The organism is Klebsiella sp. 141198 (assembly GCF_050600785.1).
GTDB lineage: Bacteria > Pseudomonadota > Gammaproteobacteria > Enterobacterales > Enterobacteriaceae > Klebsiella > Klebsiella aerogenes.
In genome coordinates this window covers 486,932-502,193 of sequence record NZ_JAQIRM010000004.1, presented here as the reverse complement: position 1 = coordinate 502,193, position 15,262 = coordinate 486,932, and the positions used below count along the sequence as shown (strand labels likewise).

13 protein-coding genes are annotated in these 15,262 nt (G+C 57.6%); 4 read left to right on the top strand and 9 right to left on the bottom strand.

Features of this window, described 5'->3' with window-relative positions:
• Positions 1–178: 178 nt before the first annotated feature.
• From PGR10_RS16300 to PGR10_RS16265, 8 genes are all read right to left on the bottom strand, one after another.
• A complete protein-coding gene (locus tag PGR10_RS16300; RefSeq protein WP_087860281.1) occupies positions 179–964 on the bottom strand; it encodes an SDR family oxidoreductase in 786 nt (261 codons plus the stop codon).
• 88 nt (positions 965–1,052) lie between these two features.
• Complete coding sequence (locus PGR10_RS16295) at positions 1,053–1,850, bottom strand: SDR family oxidoreductase (RefSeq protein ID WP_087860280.1); 798 nt, start codon at positions 1,848–1,850, stop codon at positions 1,053–1,055.
• A gap of 62 nt (positions 1,851–1,912) precedes the next feature.
• Entirely contained in the window at positions 1,913–2,980 is a 1,068-nt protein-coding gene (locus PGR10_RS16290; protein ID WP_015367789.1) for an ABC transporter permease, read from the bottom strand.
• A 17-nt stretch (positions 2,981–2,997) separates the two neighbouring features.
• Entirely contained in the window at positions 2,998–4,542 is a 1,545-nt protein-coding gene (locus tag PGR10_RS16285; RefSeq protein WP_087860279.1) for a sugar ABC transporter ATP-binding protein, read from the bottom strand.
• 1 nt (position 4,543) lies between these two features.
• Complete coding sequence (locus PGR10_RS16280; RefSeq protein WP_430923781.1) at positions 4,544–5,164, bottom strand: DUF2291 family protein; 621 nt, start codon at positions 5,162–5,164, stop codon at positions 4,544–4,546.
• 43 nt (positions 5,165–5,207) lie between these two features.
• Positions 5,208–6,143: a D-ribose ABC transporter substrate-binding protein gene (locus tag PGR10_RS16275; RefSeq protein ID WP_015367786.1), complete on the bottom strand. Its 936-nt coding sequence runs from the start codon at positions 6,141–6,143 to the stop codon at positions 5,208–5,210.
• 169 nt (positions 6,144–6,312) lie between these two features.
• Entirely contained in the window at positions 6,313–7,833 is a 1,521-nt protein-coding gene (locus PGR10_RS16270; protein WP_430923780.1) for an FGGY family carbohydrate kinase, read from the bottom strand.
• Between the two features lie 348 nt (positions 7,834–8,181).
• Positions 8,182–9,132 carry a sugar-binding transcriptional regulator gene (locus PGR10_RS16265; protein ID WP_087860276.1) on the bottom strand — a complete coding sequence of 317 codons (951 nt, stop codon included), beginning with the start codon at positions 9,130–9,132 and terminating at the stop codon, positions 8,182–8,184.
• 373 nt (positions 9,133–9,505) lie between these two features.
• Between PGR10_RS16265 and PGR10_RS16260 the strand changes: the two genes are divergently transcribed.
• Positions 9,506–10,336, top strand: coding sequence for a transketolase (locus tag PGR10_RS16260; protein WP_087860274.1), 831 nt, complete (start codon positions 9,506–9,508; stop codon positions 10,334–10,336).
• Positions 10,329–11,270 (top strand): transketolase family protein, encoded by a 942-nt coding sequence (locus PGR10_RS16255; RefSeq protein ID WP_430923779.1) that lies wholly within the window; start codon positions 10,329–10,331, stop codon positions 11,268–11,270. The genes PGR10_RS16260 and PGR10_RS16255 overlap by 8 nt, the downstream gene beginning before the upstream one ends.
• A 44-nt stretch (positions 11,271–11,314) precedes the next feature.
• Here the strand turns inward: PGR10_RS16255 and fepA are convergent, their stop codons facing one another.
• Positions 11,315–13,543: a siderophore enterobactin receptor FepA gene (fepA, locus tag PGR10_RS16250; RefSeq protein ID WP_058676001.1), complete on the bottom strand. Its 2,229-nt coding sequence runs from the start codon at positions 13,541–13,543 to the stop codon at positions 11,315–11,317.
• A 236-nt stretch (positions 13,544–13,779) separates the two neighbouring features.
• Here fepA and fes point away from each other — a divergent pair, with 236 nt between their 5' ends.
• Both fes and PGR10_RS16240 read left to right on the top strand, forming a co-directional pair.
• Positions 13,780–15,048: an enterochelin esterase gene (gene fes / locus PGR10_RS16245; RefSeq protein ID WP_430923863.1), complete on the top strand. Its 1,269-nt coding sequence runs from the start codon at positions 13,780–13,782 to the stop codon at positions 15,046–15,048.
• A 3-nt stretch (positions 15,049–15,051) separates the two neighbouring features.
• On the top strand, positions 15,052–15,255 hold the full coding sequence (locus tag PGR10_RS16240; RefSeq protein ID WP_430923778.1) for an MbtH family protein: 204 nt from the start codon (positions 15,052–15,054) through the stop codon (positions 15,253–15,255).
• Positions 15,256–15,262 lie beyond the last annotated feature (7 nt).

Here is a 15,262-nt window from a genome sequence, read left to right as displayed (position 1 = left end):
CATATTGTCTGCAGTTGCTGAAGACTATTTTTGCCAGAGTCATTGAGTGAGTGAAAGAGAGTTAATTTCAATACTGCATGAGCCATCTTCATGATCCATCATGTGCTCTGCATAGATGTGCAAGACGGCTGAAGAAAACGCCCCGGCTTGTGCATCGTTAGCCGGGGTAAGACCGGTTTTACCAGCAGACAAACCCACCGTCGACCACCAGATCCACGCCGGTGCAGAATGAGGCGGCGTCGCTGGCGAGGAACAGCGCCGGGCCGGCCATCTCTTCTACCTTCGCCATGCGCTGCATCGGGGTCTGGCTTTCAAACTCGCGGGTCTGATGCACCATCTCCGGGCGGGTATTCATCGGCGTGGCGGTATAGCCTGGGCTGATGGCGTTGACGCGGATCCCTTTATCAACCCACTCCATGGCCAGGCTTTTCGACAGATGGATAACGCCGGCTTTCGAACAGTTGTAATGCGCCTGATCGAGGCCGCGATTCACGATAATCCCCGACATCGAGGCGATATTGATAATCGACCCGCCGCCAGACTCCTGCATTAATTCCGCTTCTGCTTTGCAGGAGTTCCATACGCCGGTGAGGTTGATATCGATAACCCGCTGCCACTGCTCGCTTTCCATCTCCAGGGCCGGATTGGCGTTGGCGATCCCGGCGGCGTTGACGGCGATATCGAGGCGGCCAAAGCGGCTTTTTGCCAGCGCAACGCCGGCGCGCAGGTCGGCAAGCTGGCGGACATCGCCGGTATAAGAACACGCCTGGCCGCCGATGGATTCAATATGGCTGACCGTTTCCGCCAGCCCGCCGTCGTCGCGAAGATCAAAACAGACCACCCGCGCGCCGGCGCTGGCGAGCGCGCAGGCGATAGTTTGGCCGATGCCGCTGCCGGCGCCGGTCACGAAAGCGACGCGCTCCTGCAGGTTAAACAGCTGTTGTGCAAAGTCTTTGCCGATCATAGTGATTACTCTCTTCAAAATAGTGTCGAACGTCGGGAGCCCGGTTTCCCGGATGGCGGCGCGTAGCGCCTTATCCGGGCTACCGCGTTCAGGACATAATCAAACCGCCATCGATATTGATGGTCTGCCCGGTGAGGTAGCGTGCATCGTCGGAGGCGAGGAAGGCCACCAGCCCGGCCACGTCTTCCGGCTTACCGGCACGCTTCATCGGGATCCCTTCGACCCATTCCGCCATCAGTTCGCCTTTGCCGTAACGCTTTTGCTCGGTGCTGAGAATTTCTCCCCACACGCGATCGTTGTAATCCCACATTTCGCTTTCAATAATGCCGGGGCAGAAGGCGTTGACGGTGATGTTCCACGGCGCCAGCTCGTGCGCCAGGCTTTGGGTAATACCGATCACGCCCATTTTGCTGGCGGCGTAGTGCGGCGTGTAGATAAAGCCCTGACGCCCCTGGCCGGAAGAGGTGTTAATCAGGCTGCCGTGGTTCTGTTTCACCATATATTTAGCGGCCTCGCGGCAGCACAGCCACACGCCGGTGGTGTTAACCGCGAGCACTTTTTCAAAATCGGCTTTTGGCATCCGATCGTAGTAATCAATGGTGATCACCCCGGCGTTCTGAATGGAGACGTCAATGGTGCCGAAGCGCGCGGCGGCCTGCTCATACAGGGCCTGCACCTGCGCTTCGTCGGTCACATCGACCTGCAGCGATAAAATATCCGCCTGATAACGCTGACGCAGCGTTTCGGCGGTTTCGTGAACGCGCTCGGCGTTGGAGACCATCACCAGATTAGCGCCGTCGCGGGCAAAACGTTCCGCAATACCTGCACCGATGCCGCGGCAAGCGCCGGTGATAACCACCGTTTTATTATGGAAATCTCGTTGCATATTTTTTCCCTTTCGATAAGCCGGGCGCCAGGCCCGGCGGAATACGTGTATACGGTTGCCGATTAGCTGGAGGTGGCGCCGTTCGGCGGGATGGCGGCCAGCTTCTCTTCATGGCGGCGCATCAGGATGACTTTGTTCTGCAGCTTCTGCTGGAACTGGTCGACGACAACGGCGGTGACGATCACCAGGCCCTTAATGACCATCTGCCAGAAGTCGCTAACGCCCATCATCACCATGCCGTCGGCGAGGAAGACGATCACGAAGGCGCCGATAATCGAGCCGGTCACCCGACCGCGGCCTCCTGCCAGCGCGGTTCCGCCGAGCACGGTGGCACCGATGGCGTCCATCTCAAACATGTTGCCGGTCATCGGGTGGGCGGTTTGTAGCTGAGAGGCGACGATCAAGCCGACGAAGGCGGCGCACAGGCCGGAGAAGGCGTAGACGAAAATTTTGGCTTTGACGATCGGTACGCCGGCGAGGCGAGCGGCGGATTCGTTGCCGCCGATAGCGTAGATGTAGCGACCAAGCGGAGTTTTAGTCGTCAGCCAGTAGCCCAGTACCAGGAAGCCGATCATCAACCAGATCGGCAGATAAACCCCAAGCAGGGTACCGGAGCCCAGCGTGGCGAAACCGGTGTTGCCCAGCGCCTCCATACCGTTGAGGTTCGGGTAGGTGCTGCCGTTGTTAAACAGCAGGGCGGAGCCGCGGGCGACGTACATCATCCCTAAGGTACAGATAAACGGCGCGACGCCGAAGCGGGTAATCACCGCGCCGTTAACCAGCCCTACCAGCACGCCGAAGACCGCGACGCAAAGGATCACTTCAGGGACGTTAAAGAAGATGATGTCGCCGTTCCATAGCGGTAGCCCGTTGGTCAGCAGCGCGCCCGCGACCATCCCGCAGATACCCGCCACTGCACCGACGGACAGGTCAATGCCGCCGGTGAGGATCACAAGCGTCATACCGATGGCCAACAGGCCGGTAATCGCCACGTGCTGGGTCATGATCAGCAGGTTAGAGGCGGTCAGGAAGTTCGGTACCATCACGCTGAAGAATGCGATCACCAGCAGCAGGGCGATGAAGGTTCTGGCCTTCAGCAGGTACATATAAATCATATATTTCTGGTTCATGATGGATTCCAGCCTGATTAATCTTGAGGTGTTGAAGCCGCGATTAACTTTTCGCGGGTCACCGCATGGCGCGGTAAATCGGCGGTAATGCGGCCATCGGCCATCACCAGGATGCGGTCGGCCAGCGCCATCACTTCATCCAGCTCCGAAGAGGAGAACATGACCGCCAGCCCCTGCTGGGCCATTTTGCCGATCAGGTGATAGACGTCGGTTTTCGCGCCGACGTCGATACCGCGCGTCGGTTCATCAAGGAACACCACCTGCGGCTGGGTCATCAGCGCCTTACCCAACACCACTTTTTGTTGATTGCCGCCGCTCAACGAGGTGATGGGCAAATTGGCGTCGCTCACTTTGATCGCCAGTTGCTGAATCATCTCTTTTACGCAGGACTCTTCTTTCTGCGGATTCAGCCACCGCCAGGCGCGGCGAAACCCCTGCAGACTAAAATCAGAGAGCGTCATGTTGGATTGAATCGACATCATCTGCACCACGCCTTCGCCCTGACGGTCTTCCGGCACCAGCGCCAGCCCCTTTTTCAGGCGGTGTTGAAAGCGCGATTTGCCGATGTTTTCGCCGTTAAGATGTACCTCGCCGCTCTGACAGGGCATCAGGCCGACCAGCCCTTTAAACAGCTCGGTGCGCCCGGCGCCAAGCAGGCCGTAAATGCCGATCACTTCGCCTTTGCTGAGGGTGAAGGTGACATCATTGAGTTTGTAGCCGCCGCTCGGATGCAGCGCGGTCAGCCCCTTGACGTCAAGCACCGCGTTGCCTTTTGGCGCGGGCTGATAATCAAAGTGCTTTTTCTTATCGCCGACCATCTGTTCGATGATCCACGGCACGCTGGCGTCGCTGACGTTGCGCTCGCTGATAAAGCGACCGTCGCGGAAAATGGTGATATTGTCGCCAATCTCCATCAGCTCTTCGAGGCGATGCGAAATATAGATAATGGTGACGCCGCGGCGCTTAAGCTGCTCGATGACCTTAAACAGCACTTTGACCTCGGACTGGCTCAGCGCCGAGGTGGGTTCATCCATAATCAGCACGCGGGTGTCTTTCGATAGCGCACGGGCGATTTCAACCAGCTGTTGATGGCCAATCCCCAGTTCGCCCAGTTGCGTGTAGGGATCGACGTCGAGCTCCAGCCGCTCCAGCAGCGATTTGGCTAACGCATATTGATATTTTTCGTTGATGCGTCCTTTCTGAAAGAATTCATTAGCCATGAATATGTTGTCCATCACATTCATATTGGGGAATAAATTCAGTTCCTGGAAAATAATGCTGATGCCGACTTTCTCTGCCTGATGGGTAGAGTTTAAAGTCACCGCCTCGCCATCGAGAATAATTTGACCGGAGGAGGGCGTTTCAACGCCGGCAAGCATTTTCATCATGGTGGATTTACCCGCACCATTTTCTCCGATCAGAACGTTAACCTTATTTCGATAGACCCGGTAGTTCACGTTATCCAGCGCGGTCACGCCGGGATAAATGCGCGAAAGGCCGCGGGTTTCGATAATCACTTCAGATTCGACTGGTTGGGGAGCGACGATATCTTGCGGCGTCATATTATTGACCTCCCGGATGAACGATTTTCGCCGGGGTGATTTCCGGAATAGTTTGTGGAATATCCCAGGCCGAGAAGACGCCATACACTTCTACGTTGTCGCCGGTTTTCAGGTTGGCCGCCTGAATCATTTTGACCGCCTGACTGTTAATATTTTTGCTGTATTCGCCAAACAGCACCTGGTCGTTAAAGTCCTGGTAGCTGGCGTCGCGATAACCGTCACGCAGCAGGGTGCCGCGCAGAGTAGGGCCAATCTGCACCAGTACATTACCGATGCTGTCATCGGCGAGGGTCATCTTGCCGCTGCGCGAGGCGCTATCCAGCTTGCTGACGGCGCCCGCCACCTTGACGTAAAAGATGCACGGGTTTTCGTCCTGGGCGCGGTAGCCCAGCGCTTTGCAGGCGCTATCGATATCTTTTTGCGCCTTCAGCGCGCTCATCAACTCCGCCGCCGGGCGGGCGTTGGCGACCACCTGCGGCACGATGCTCTGCTGCCAGGTTTTATCGATGTTCGCCATATGCGGATTGGGCGGGGATTTCAGGTCTGCCAGCTCCTGCTGCGAGACGATGCGGCAGCCGCCAAGCGCCAGAACGGCCAGCGCCAGACAGGTTTTCTTATACATAATGCTCTCCTCTGCGCCCCCGCAGGGGCGCAACCACCCGAACTCAGGACTTGATATTGAAGTCCTGAACTTTATCTGCGTTATCCTGGGTAATCAGAATGCCGCGGAACATCACGCGCTGCTTCGCCGGCTTTTCGCCTTTTTGCAGGTAGTTATCGAGATCGGTCACGCCCTGGGCGGCGATGGCCTGCGCCTGGAGCATCACGGTCGCCTGTAGCGTGCCTGCCTTCACCGCATCGCGTTCGTCGTTGCTACCGTCGATACCGACGACGATCACATCGTTACGATTGGCCGCTTTTAGCGCCGCGATGGCGCCAAGAGCCACCGGGCCGTTGCCGCAGATCACCCCTTTGACATCCGGGTGAGCCTGGAGAATGCTATCCATAATGCGTTTGCCGTCGATCAGGGTGCCTTTGGCATCCTGTTTTGCCACGCTGACCATATCCGGGTACTGGTCAATCACCTGGTGGAAGGATTTAGAACGGGTGACGCAGTTATTATCGGCGAGGTTGCAGGTCAGTTCGGCGTATTTGCCTTTTTCCGCCATTTTCTCAACAAATACGTTGGCGACTTCTGAACCCGCCTGGAAGTTATTGTGGGTAATTTGTTCCAGCGCGACATCATCAACCGGAATTTCACGGTTAATTAATACCACCGGAATACCCGCTTTTTTGGCTTTTTCAATGGCGGCGACGCTGGCGGTGGAGTCGGCGTTATCGAGAATAATCCCCTGCACCTTTTTACCAATGGCGGTATCAATCAGCTCATTTTGCTTTTTCACATCTTCGCCATGCGAGAGCACGGTCGTTTTATAGCCGAGGGCCTGCGCTTTTTCGCTGGCGCCTTTGGCTTCCGAGGCGTAATAAGGGTTATCCAGCGAGTTAACCATTATCATAATGGTGCCTTTTTCGGCGCTATGCGCGGCAAAGGAAAAGGCGGTCAGGGTCGCAGCGGTTAAAAGAGTTAAACGTAATTTCATGACTCTGTTCCTGTATTTTTATATTCGAACAAATGATCCCTGAGCGGGCAGGGTTTACGGTCTGAAATTTCCCCAGAATAAATTCGGGGGTTGCGATACATCGTTATGGGCCGGGGTTCTCCTGTAGTGGGTTAATAAGGTTCGTCGCCCAATCTGACGCCGATGGGCATCAGGCCGGCGAATCCGGTTTCCATAATGTTCTGTTTACCGCATGGCGCCACTCCTGCCAGCGCTGCTGTAGGCGCTGGTGGCGGGCCATGTCGGGTTGAAAAGCGCTGTGTTCGGTTAAGAAGGCTTGCAGGTCGGCGGTTTCACCCGGAGTGAGGGCTTTTCGCGCCAGCAACGCCGCGCCGATGGCGGACAGTTCCGGGATATCGCTGCGCATCACCGGGCAGCCGAGCAGGTCGGCCTGGTATTGCATCAGCCAGTCGTTGTTGGTTGGGCCGCCGTCGACCATTAACGCCGTCAGGGTGAATTCAGCGTGCTGGCGCATCGCTGCCACCACGTCGGCGATTTGATAGGTAATGGATTCCAGCGCCGCGCGGATCAGGTGCGCGCGCTTGACGCCGCGGCTCAGACCGCAGATCACCCCGCGGGCGCTGTCGTCCCACCAGGGGGCGCCGAGCCCGGTCAGCGCCGGTACGAAGTAGACCCCTAAGGTCGAATCGACGGAGGCGGGCAGGGTATTCAGCTCATGGGCCAGATCGGCGGCGGAGAGTTCGCTCAGTCCGGTGCTGTCCGCCATCCATGCTACCGCATCGCCGGTATGGGGAATGTTGCCTTCCAGCCCCCACACCAGCTGGTCGCCATCGTGCCAGGCGACGGTGGTCGCCAGAGCGGCAATATCGCACTGGGCCGATTTGACCGGCGCCATCACCGAGGAGCCGGTGCCGTAGGTGGCTTTCACACAGCCAGCTTCGCCAAGCGCGTGGCCGAATAGCGCGGCGTGTGAGTCGCCGATCATCGCCATCACCGGGATACCGTCGGGGATCGCCGTTAGCCCTTTGGTGTAGCCAAACAGACCGCTCGACGGTTTAATCTCCGGCAGCGCCGCGCGCGGAATACCAAACAGCGTCAGCATCTCGTCATCCCACTCGCCGCGGTGCAGATTCAGCAATTGGGTGCGGGCGGCGTTGGAGTAATCGCAGAAGAAGGATTGTCCGCCGGTCAAATTCCACAGTAGCCAGCTGTCGATAGTGCCGAGGCAAATCTCGCCGCGTTCGGCAAGCTGATAGCCGTCGGGAGTGGCGTCCAGCAGCCAGCGCATTTTAGAGGCGGAAAACAGTGGCGCAATCGGCAGGCCGGTGGCGTGCTTAATGTGCTGTTCCTGACGATCGCGACGCAGGGTGTCGCAGAACGCGGCGCTGCGGGTGCATTGCCAGGTGATGGCGGCGTTAATCGGTTCACCGCTGGCGCGATACCAGCCGATGGCGGTTTCACGTTGATTGCTGATAGCCAGCGCCGCGACGTTTTCCGCGCCAACGTGAGCCACCGCTTTGGCGATCACCGCCAGCGAGGCCGCCACCAGCGCCTCGCCGGATTGTTCCACCCAACCTTCGCGAGGGGTTTGGATCGCCAGCGGCTGCGAGAACTTGACGCTAACTTTGCCTTTGCCGTCCAGCACCACGGCTTTCGCGTTGGTGGTGCCTTCATCCAGCGCAATGATGAACTCTTTGGCTGTCGCCTGCATATGATGCTCTCCTCGGTCACACATTGTCCTGGAACGGCGGAGAATGGTTTATCTCCGGCCATTGCATGCGTCTACGCAGGCCATGATGTGACATATCGTTATCACTTTTTCATCACTGAATATATATTCGATAGTGATTATTTATTTGATACCTTAAGCCACAAACCCGGTGATGGGCTACCTGAAAAATCATCAATTGTGCTGGCAATCACATTTCACAGATTGGGAATATGCCGCGAAGACGGGGAGGGGGATGGCTTAATTTATTGAATTATAATTATTTATTTTGCAATCCCTGTGGCTGAAAAAACAGCCTCAGGGATTGTCGAGGCGGGAAACTGCGGTGGGTTAGTCGCTAACCAGTAGTCTGGCGGTGGGGTAATCGGTGATTAAAACGTCGATATAGCCGCCGGTAAGCGCGCCTTTAATTGCCGCGACTTTGTCGGTGCCGCCGGCCAGCGCGACCACGTTCGGGCATTTTTTGACTTTCTCCAGCGCCATGCCGATCACCGGATCTTCATCATCACGCAACACCGGCTGGCCGTATTTGTCATAGTAGTGCAGGCAGATATCGCCAACCGCGCCGCGCGCCGCCAGCACCTGCAGCATATCTTCGTGATAATAGTTACCCGACGTTTTCAGCAACTGGGAAGGTTCGAGAATTCCAATGCCGACAATGGCGATATCGACCTCGTCAAAGCGGGAAACCACGTCGGCGACATCTTTACTGGCCAGCAGGCGGTTGCGCTCTTCCATGGAACCTTCGATGCTCTGCGACGGCAGCAGCCAGGCATCGCAGTTAAGACGCTGGGCCAGCGTCTGGGTGAGGATCGTCGCCTGCACGTTGCCGTTGGGCCCGACGCCGCCAAGCAGCTGGATGACGCCGCTGGCCTTCAGATTTTGCGCGTGGACCTCATCAACCATCGCGCGGATGGTCGAGCTCCATGAAGAGACGCCAATCAGATCTTTTGGCCGCAGGCGGGTTTCCAGGTAGTGCGCGGCGGCCGAACCTATCGCCCGCTTGATGGTATGGTCGCTGGCCTCTTCTTCGGTATCGACCACCACCGCCTGTTTAAGCCCGTAGCGATCCTCAAGCCCCTTTTCAAGATTGAGGAAAATATTCGATGGCTGCACGACGCTGATTTTCACGACGCCCTCTTTTTGGCAGCGGGTAATCGCGCGAGAGACAAATGACTGAGATAGCGAGAGAAGTTGGGCGATATCAGACTGCTTTCGTCCTTCCAGATAGTAAAGCGTGGCAATCTTCACCAATAGCCGTTGTTCATCCTGCTTAGCCATATTTATCCTCGAAAATCATTTATCGCCTTTCTTCAGGCGTTTAGCTGCAGCCATTATCGTAGTGACTTTTATCATACGCGAAAAAAAATCACACTTAAGTGTGATGGTGGTCAAATTTTTGCCACTCATCAAAATCGACTATGGACAAAAACAAAACAGCCAGGTCATAATCGAATAAAGAATCATCATTGAATATATATTCAAGGTGGCTTTGAGTCAACGAGTTTATCCGGGCTTCGCCTGGAGCGGGAGGCAGAATGTTCCTGAGTACGGCGCTGTGGTGGAAGGCTAACCACCGGCATGGGGATATCTGGTTTTTTTAGTCCCTGACGGAATAAATATTCCATATTGAAAATAAATTCAGAGGTATTAAATGAATCCCTACAGATTTGATGTCCAGACGCTTGAGCGCAAAGCGCGCGCCGTGCGCCGCCACATTGTCCGCTTAAACGCCAATAGTCCGGCGGGCGGGCACACCGGGGCCGACCTGTCGCAGGTCGAGCTGTTAACCGCGCTCTACTTCCGTGTGCTCAATGCGGCGCCCGATCGTCTTGACGACCCGCAGCGCGATATCTATATCCAGTCGAAAGGCCATGCGGTGGGCTGCTACTACTGCGTACTGGCGGAAGCGGGTTTCTTCCCGATCGAATGGCTGGAGACCTACCAGCACGCGAACTCGCACCTTCCCGGCCATCCGGTGCGGCAGAAAACGCCGGGCATTGAGCTAAACACCGGCGCGCTGGGCCACGGTTTGCCCGTTGCGGTGGGGCTGGCGCTGGCCGCAAAGAAAAGCAATAGCTCCCGCCGCATCTTTTTAATCACCGGCGACGGCGAACTGGCGGAAGGCAGTAACTGGGAGGCGGCGCTGGCGGCGGCCCATTATGGTCTCGATAACCTGGTCATTATTAATGATAAGAACAATCTTCAGCTGGCTGGGCCAACCCGCGAAATTATGAATACCGATCCGCTGGCCGATAAATGGCGCGCCTTCGGCATGGAGGTCAGCGAATGCGAGGGTAACGATATGGCCTCGGTGGTCGCGGCTATCGAAGGGCTGCAGCAGAACGGTAAACCTAACGTCATTATTGCCAACACCACGAAGGGCGCGGGCATCTCCTTTATCCAGGGGCGCCCGGAGTGGCATCACCGGGTGCCGAAAGGCGAGGAAATCGCACTGGCGCTGGAGGAACTGAAAGATGAGTAATGCAGAACACCTGGCGAACGTGATGGTCGAGGCGTTTATCGCCGCGGTGGAAAAGGGCGTCGATCTGGTGCCGGTGGTCGCGGACTCCACCTCAACGGCCAAGATCGCTCCTTTTATTAAGCAGTTCCCCGGACGGCTGGTTAACGTCGGTATCGCCGAGCAGAGCATGGTCGGCACCGCCGCGGGGCTGGCGCTCGGCGGTAAAGTGGCGGTGACCTGTAACGCCGCGCCGTTCCTTGTCTCCCGCGCTAACGAGCAGATTAAAGTCGATGTCTGCTACAACAACACCAACGTCAAGCTGTTTGGCCTTAACGCCGGGGCCAGCTATGGCCCACTGGCCAGTACCCACCATGCCATAGATGATTTGGCGATAATGCGCGGTTTCGGCAATATCCAGATTTTCGCCCCCTCCACGCCGCGCGAATGTCGGCAGATTATCGACTACGCCCTGGCGTATCAGGGGCCGGTTTATATCCGCCTTGACGGCAAGGCGCTGCCGGAGTTGCATGACGACGCGTACCGTTTTGTGCCCGGCGCGGTACTGACCCTGCGCGAAGGCGAAGCGGTGGCGCTGGTAGCGACCGGTTCAACGGTGCACGAAGCGGTGGAGGCGGCGCAGCAGCTTGCCGACCTCGGCATTGAGGCGAAAGTGGTCAGCGTGCCGTCGATTCGTCCCTGCGATACCACGGCGCTGCTGGCGGCGCTGCAGTCATGCCGTTCAGTTATTACCGTCGAAGAACATAACGTCAACGGCGGGCTGGGGAGCCTGGTCGCCGAAGTGCTGGCGGAAGCGGGGACAGGGATTGCCTTGCAGCGTCTGGGGATCCCGGATGGCGAGTATGCGGCGGCCGCCGATCGCGGCTGGTTGCGTCAGTATCACGGTTTTGATGCGGCGTCGATTGTCGCGCGGGTACAGAAAATAGCGCAGTGTTGAAAAAAACGCCCTCCCGGCGGGGAGGGCGTCAGACACTAATATTATCAGAAGTGGGTGTTGACGCTCATATACCAGGTACGGCCGGATTCGTTATAGGTCTCCGCGCCAGCGCCGTACATACTCCCTTTGTCGCCGCCGGTGGTTTGGGCGTTACCCGCGCGCCAGTGGCGCTTGTCGAAGACGTTATCCACGCCGCCGGTCAGGCTGACGTTTTTGGTCACGTCCCAGGTCGCGCTCAGGCCGAGAATGCTATACGGGCTGACCTCGTTCTTCTCGCTGCCGGTGACTGGCTGGCCTTTGTAGTTGTACTTCTTCGGTTCCTGCTTGCCGTACCAGGTGAAGGTCGATTGCACAGAAACGTCCTGATAAACCTGCCAGCTCAGCGTCGAGTTCAGCGTGTATTCCGGAATAATCGACAGGCGATCGCCGGTCTCTTTGTTCTTACTCTGCAGCATGTAGGTGATGTTGTTGGTCCAGTTCACCGTCTCGCTGACCGGCACGTTCAACGTGCCTTCCAGCCCTTCAACTACCGCTTTCGGCACGTTTTCCCATTGGTACAGGTCGGTGCGATTAGCATTTTGATAAACCGGGGCGTAGCCCGCTTCAATCTTGTTACGGTAATCGTTACGGAACCAGGTAACTCCCGCCAGCCAGCCGTCGCGTTTGAACTCGAGGCCGATCTCTTTGTTGATGCTGGTCTCGGCTTTTAAATCTTTATTCCCTTGCAGGTAGCAGCCCTCTTGGCTGGCGTAGCAGCCCTGACCTTTACTGTAGAGAATATAGTTGGGGTTGGTCTGATACAGGCTCGGCGCTTTATAGGCGCGGGCGATACCCATTTTCAGGGTAAAGTCGTCGCCCAGACCCTGCGACAGGTTCAACGACGGGCTCCAGTTATTACCGACAATACTGTGGTGATCGAAACGCAGCGCCGGCGTCAGCATGGTGGTATCGGTCACTTCCATGTTGTTCTCGGCGAACAGGGAGAAGATTTCCGCTTTCGAATACGGGCTGCGGCCGGTGCTGTCATAGCCCGGAATTTCGCCGCCAGACAGAGCCTGAGTATTGGAGGCGTTGTCCTTCATGCGCTGCTGGTTCCATTCACTACCCAGCGTCAGGTTCTGGTTAACCCACAGGTCGAACGGAATATTGACTTCGCTGTGCAGCATCACGTCCGACAGGTCGATATCGGTAAACTGGTTGCTGCTGAAGATCCCCTCGGTGCCGCCCGCCAGACCTTCGCCTTTACGCGAGTTGCGGGTGTGTTCGTACTGCGCCCAGTTGCTGGTGGTCACGCCGTTATCCCAGCCGCCGTTCCAGGTCACGGAGTAAGTATTGCGATAGAGACGGTTGGTCTCTTTACCGTAGTTCTCTTTCACCAGATCGTTGCTGTTGGTGTTTTGCGTATCACCGGCATACAGGTTGCCCTGGCGGCTATAGCCGGCTTCAAACTCCAGCGACTGCATCGGCGCGAAATCCCAGCGCACCACGCCGTTGATGTTTTTGTTTTCTACCCCTTCACGCCCGGCGGGCAGGGTATCGGCGTAAATGCCGGTACGTTCAGACTGATGGCCCTGGTTGATATCCCAGGCATCAGCCTGGGTTTTATCGAGGTTACCGTACATGCGGAAGCTGAAATCGCCGCCCAGCGGGCCGCTGAGGCTAAAGTCGGTACGCTTGGTCGCGCCTTCGTCTTTATGCTCCGGCATGTTCATGTAGGCGTTCCACGAACCATGCCACTGGTTGTCGAATTTTTTCGTAATGATGTTGACCACGCCGCCCGCCGCGCCATTGCCGTAGCGCGCCGCCGCCGGGCCGCGGATAACGTCAATACGTTCGATCATTTCCGGCGGTACCCAGCTGGTATCACCGCGGGTGTCGCGTTCGCCGCGCCAGCCGAGACGAACAGAGTTACGGCTGGTCACGGGCTTACCATCAATCAGGATTAAAGTGTTTTCCGGGCCCATACCGCGAATATCAATCTGGCGATTGTTGCCGCGCTGGCCGCTGGTGGAGTTGCCGGTCAGGTTGACGCCCGGCATGGTACGGATGATTTCAGAGACGTCGCGCGCCGGCGGACGTTTGCGAATTTCATCGGCGGTAATGGTAGAAACGCCCGGCGCCTGCAGGTTTTGCACCTCGGCGGTGACTACCATCGTTTCTTCACCGGCGGTTTGTTTACTGTCGGTGGTTTCTTCTGCCGCGCACAGCGGGAATGCCACCCCGTAGATACCCAGATTGACCATTAAGGCCAGGGACTTAATCCTGTTATTCATTGTAAGTCAGTTCCGCTTTTCTTTGCCGCTTTCCCCAGAAGCCCCTTCCCACCGGGAGGGGAGACGGCATAAATGTAGCCAGTAGAAGGTGAACGCTTTCCGTAGCCGACCGAGCCAAACGCTCTGAAAAGACCCTCTCTGACCTTGATTTAATGTAATGAGAAGACGCGCTACCCATAGGCGCGTTAATACGCTATTGCAAATGCAAATAGTTATCAATAATATTATCAATAAATATTGCCTTTGTTGATAAAAATCACGGTAAACATAGGGTTACTGACGGAATGCAAATAACGGGAAGTGATGACTGGTGGCGGGGGATCGCCGGCCCGCAGACTGAGGCGCTGGGCGACGCATATCGGGTGACCTTCTGGTGGCGCGATCCGGCGGGCAGCGAAACCACGTCGCCGATTCGGCGGGTGTGGATTTACATTACCGGCGTCACCGATCATCACCACAACGCGGCGCCGCAAACCCTGCAGCGCATCCCCGGTACCGATGCCTGGCGCTGGCAAACCACGCTCCCCGCCAGCTGGCGCGGCAGCTACTGTTTTATTCCCTCCGAACGCGACGACGATTTTTCCCCGCAGCTTTTTAACGGTGAAGCGCCGGACCGCGCGCTGCTGCGCGAAGGCTGGCGCAAACTGCTGCCGCGGGCGATTGCCGATCCCCGCAATCCGCAAAGCTGGAAGGGGGGACGCGGCCACGCGGTCTCGGCGCTGGAACTGCCGCAGGCGCCGGAACAGCCGGGTTGGCATTATCGCGAGCCGGTTTCGCCAGCGCCGCGCTGTATTGAATGGCGCAGCCAGCGATTAGGTAACCAACGACGAGTGTGGATTTACACCACCGGCAGTGGGACGGATCGCCCGCTGGCGGTCCTGCTTGACGGCCAGTTCTGGGCCGAAAGCATGCCGATTTTTGCGCCGCTGGCGGGACTGACGCGGGAAGGCCGCCTGCCGCCGGCGGTCTATGTGCTGATCGACGTTATCGACAATCAACACCGCAGCGTCGAGCTGCCCTGCAACCGTGATTTCTGGCTGGCGGTACAGGAAGAACTGCTGCCGCAGGTGCAGGCAGTGGCGCCATTCAGCGATCGCGCCGACCGGACGGTAGTGGCGGGGCAGAGCTTTGGCGGTCTGGCGGCCATGTATGCCGCGCTCCACTGGCCGCAGCGTTTTGGCTGCGTCCTGAGCCAGTCGGGGTCGTACTGGTGGCCGCAGCGCGGCAGTAGCCAGCCGGGGGTGATACTTGAACAACTGCAGCGCGGCGAACTTCGGCCGCAGGGGCTGCGTATCTGGCTGGAAGCCGGCGTGCGCGAACCGATTATTTTTCGCGCCAACCAGGCGCTTTTCGCGCAGCTGCGGCAGACCACGCCGTCCATTTTCTGGCGCCAGGTTGACGGCGGGCATGACGCGCTATGCTGGCGCGGCGGGCTGACGTCCGGGCTTATCCAGCTGTGGCAGTCTTTGCGCCGCGGGCAACAACACGCGCTTAACGAGGAGTGAGAGATGCAATTCAGCAACCCCTTCGATAATCCCCAAGGGCAGTTTTACATTCTGCGCAACGCACAGGGGCAATTTAGCCTGTGGCCGCATCACTGCACGCTGCCGACAGGCTGGACGGTGGAGTGTCCGCCGCAGTCATTAGAGGCCTGTAACGCCTGGCTTGCCGCCAACTGGTCAACCCTTATTCCAGCGCACTACGCCTCTTGAGGAGCTT

Coding starts and splice junctions, on each gene's coding strand:
- PGR10_RS16300 (WP_087860281.1), bottom strand. CDS start 964: ATGATCGGCAAAGACTTTGCACAACAGCTGTTTAACCTGCAGGAGCGC.
- fepA (WP_058676001.1), bottom strand. CDS start 13,543: ATGAATAACAGGATTAAGTCCCTGGCCTTAATGGTCAATCTGGGTATC.
- PGR10_RS16270 (WP_430923780.1), bottom strand. CDS start 7,833: ATGCAGGCGACAGCCAAAGAGTTCATCATTGCGCTGGATGAAGGCACC.
- PGR10_RS16275 (WP_015367786.1), bottom strand. CDS start 6,143: ATGAAATTACGTTTAACTCTTTTAACCGCTGCGACCCTGACCGCCTTT.
- PGR10_RS16290 (WP_015367789.1), bottom strand. CDS start 2,980: ATGAACCAGAAATATATGATTTATATGTACCTGCTGAAGGCCAGAACC.
- PGR10_RS16265 (WP_087860276.1), bottom strand. CDS start 9,132: ATGGCTAAGCAGGATGAACAACGGCTATTGGTGAAGATTGCCACGCTT.
- PGR10_RS16240 (WP_430923778.1), top strand. CDS start 15,052: ATGCAATTCAGCAACCCCTTCGATAATCCCCAAGGGCAGTTTTACATT.
- PGR10_RS16295 (WP_087860280.1), bottom strand. CDS start 1,850: ATGCAACGAGATTTCCATAATAAAACGGTGGTTATCACCGGCGCTTGC.
- PGR10_RS16280 (WP_430923781.1), bottom strand. CDS start 5,164: ATGTATAAGAAAACCTGTCTGGCGCTGGCCGTTCTGGCGCTTGGCGGC.
- PGR10_RS16285 (WP_087860279.1), bottom strand. CDS start 4,542: ATGACGCCGCAAGATATCGTCGCTCCCCAACCAGTCGAATCTGAAGTG.
- PGR10_RS16260 (WP_087860274.1), top strand. CDS start 9,506: ATGAATCCCTACAGATTTGATGTCCAGACGCTTGAGCGCAAAGCGCGC.
- PGR10_RS16255 (WP_430923779.1), top strand. CDS start 10,329: ATGAGTAATGCAGAACACCTGGCGAACGTGATGGTCGAGGCGTTTATC.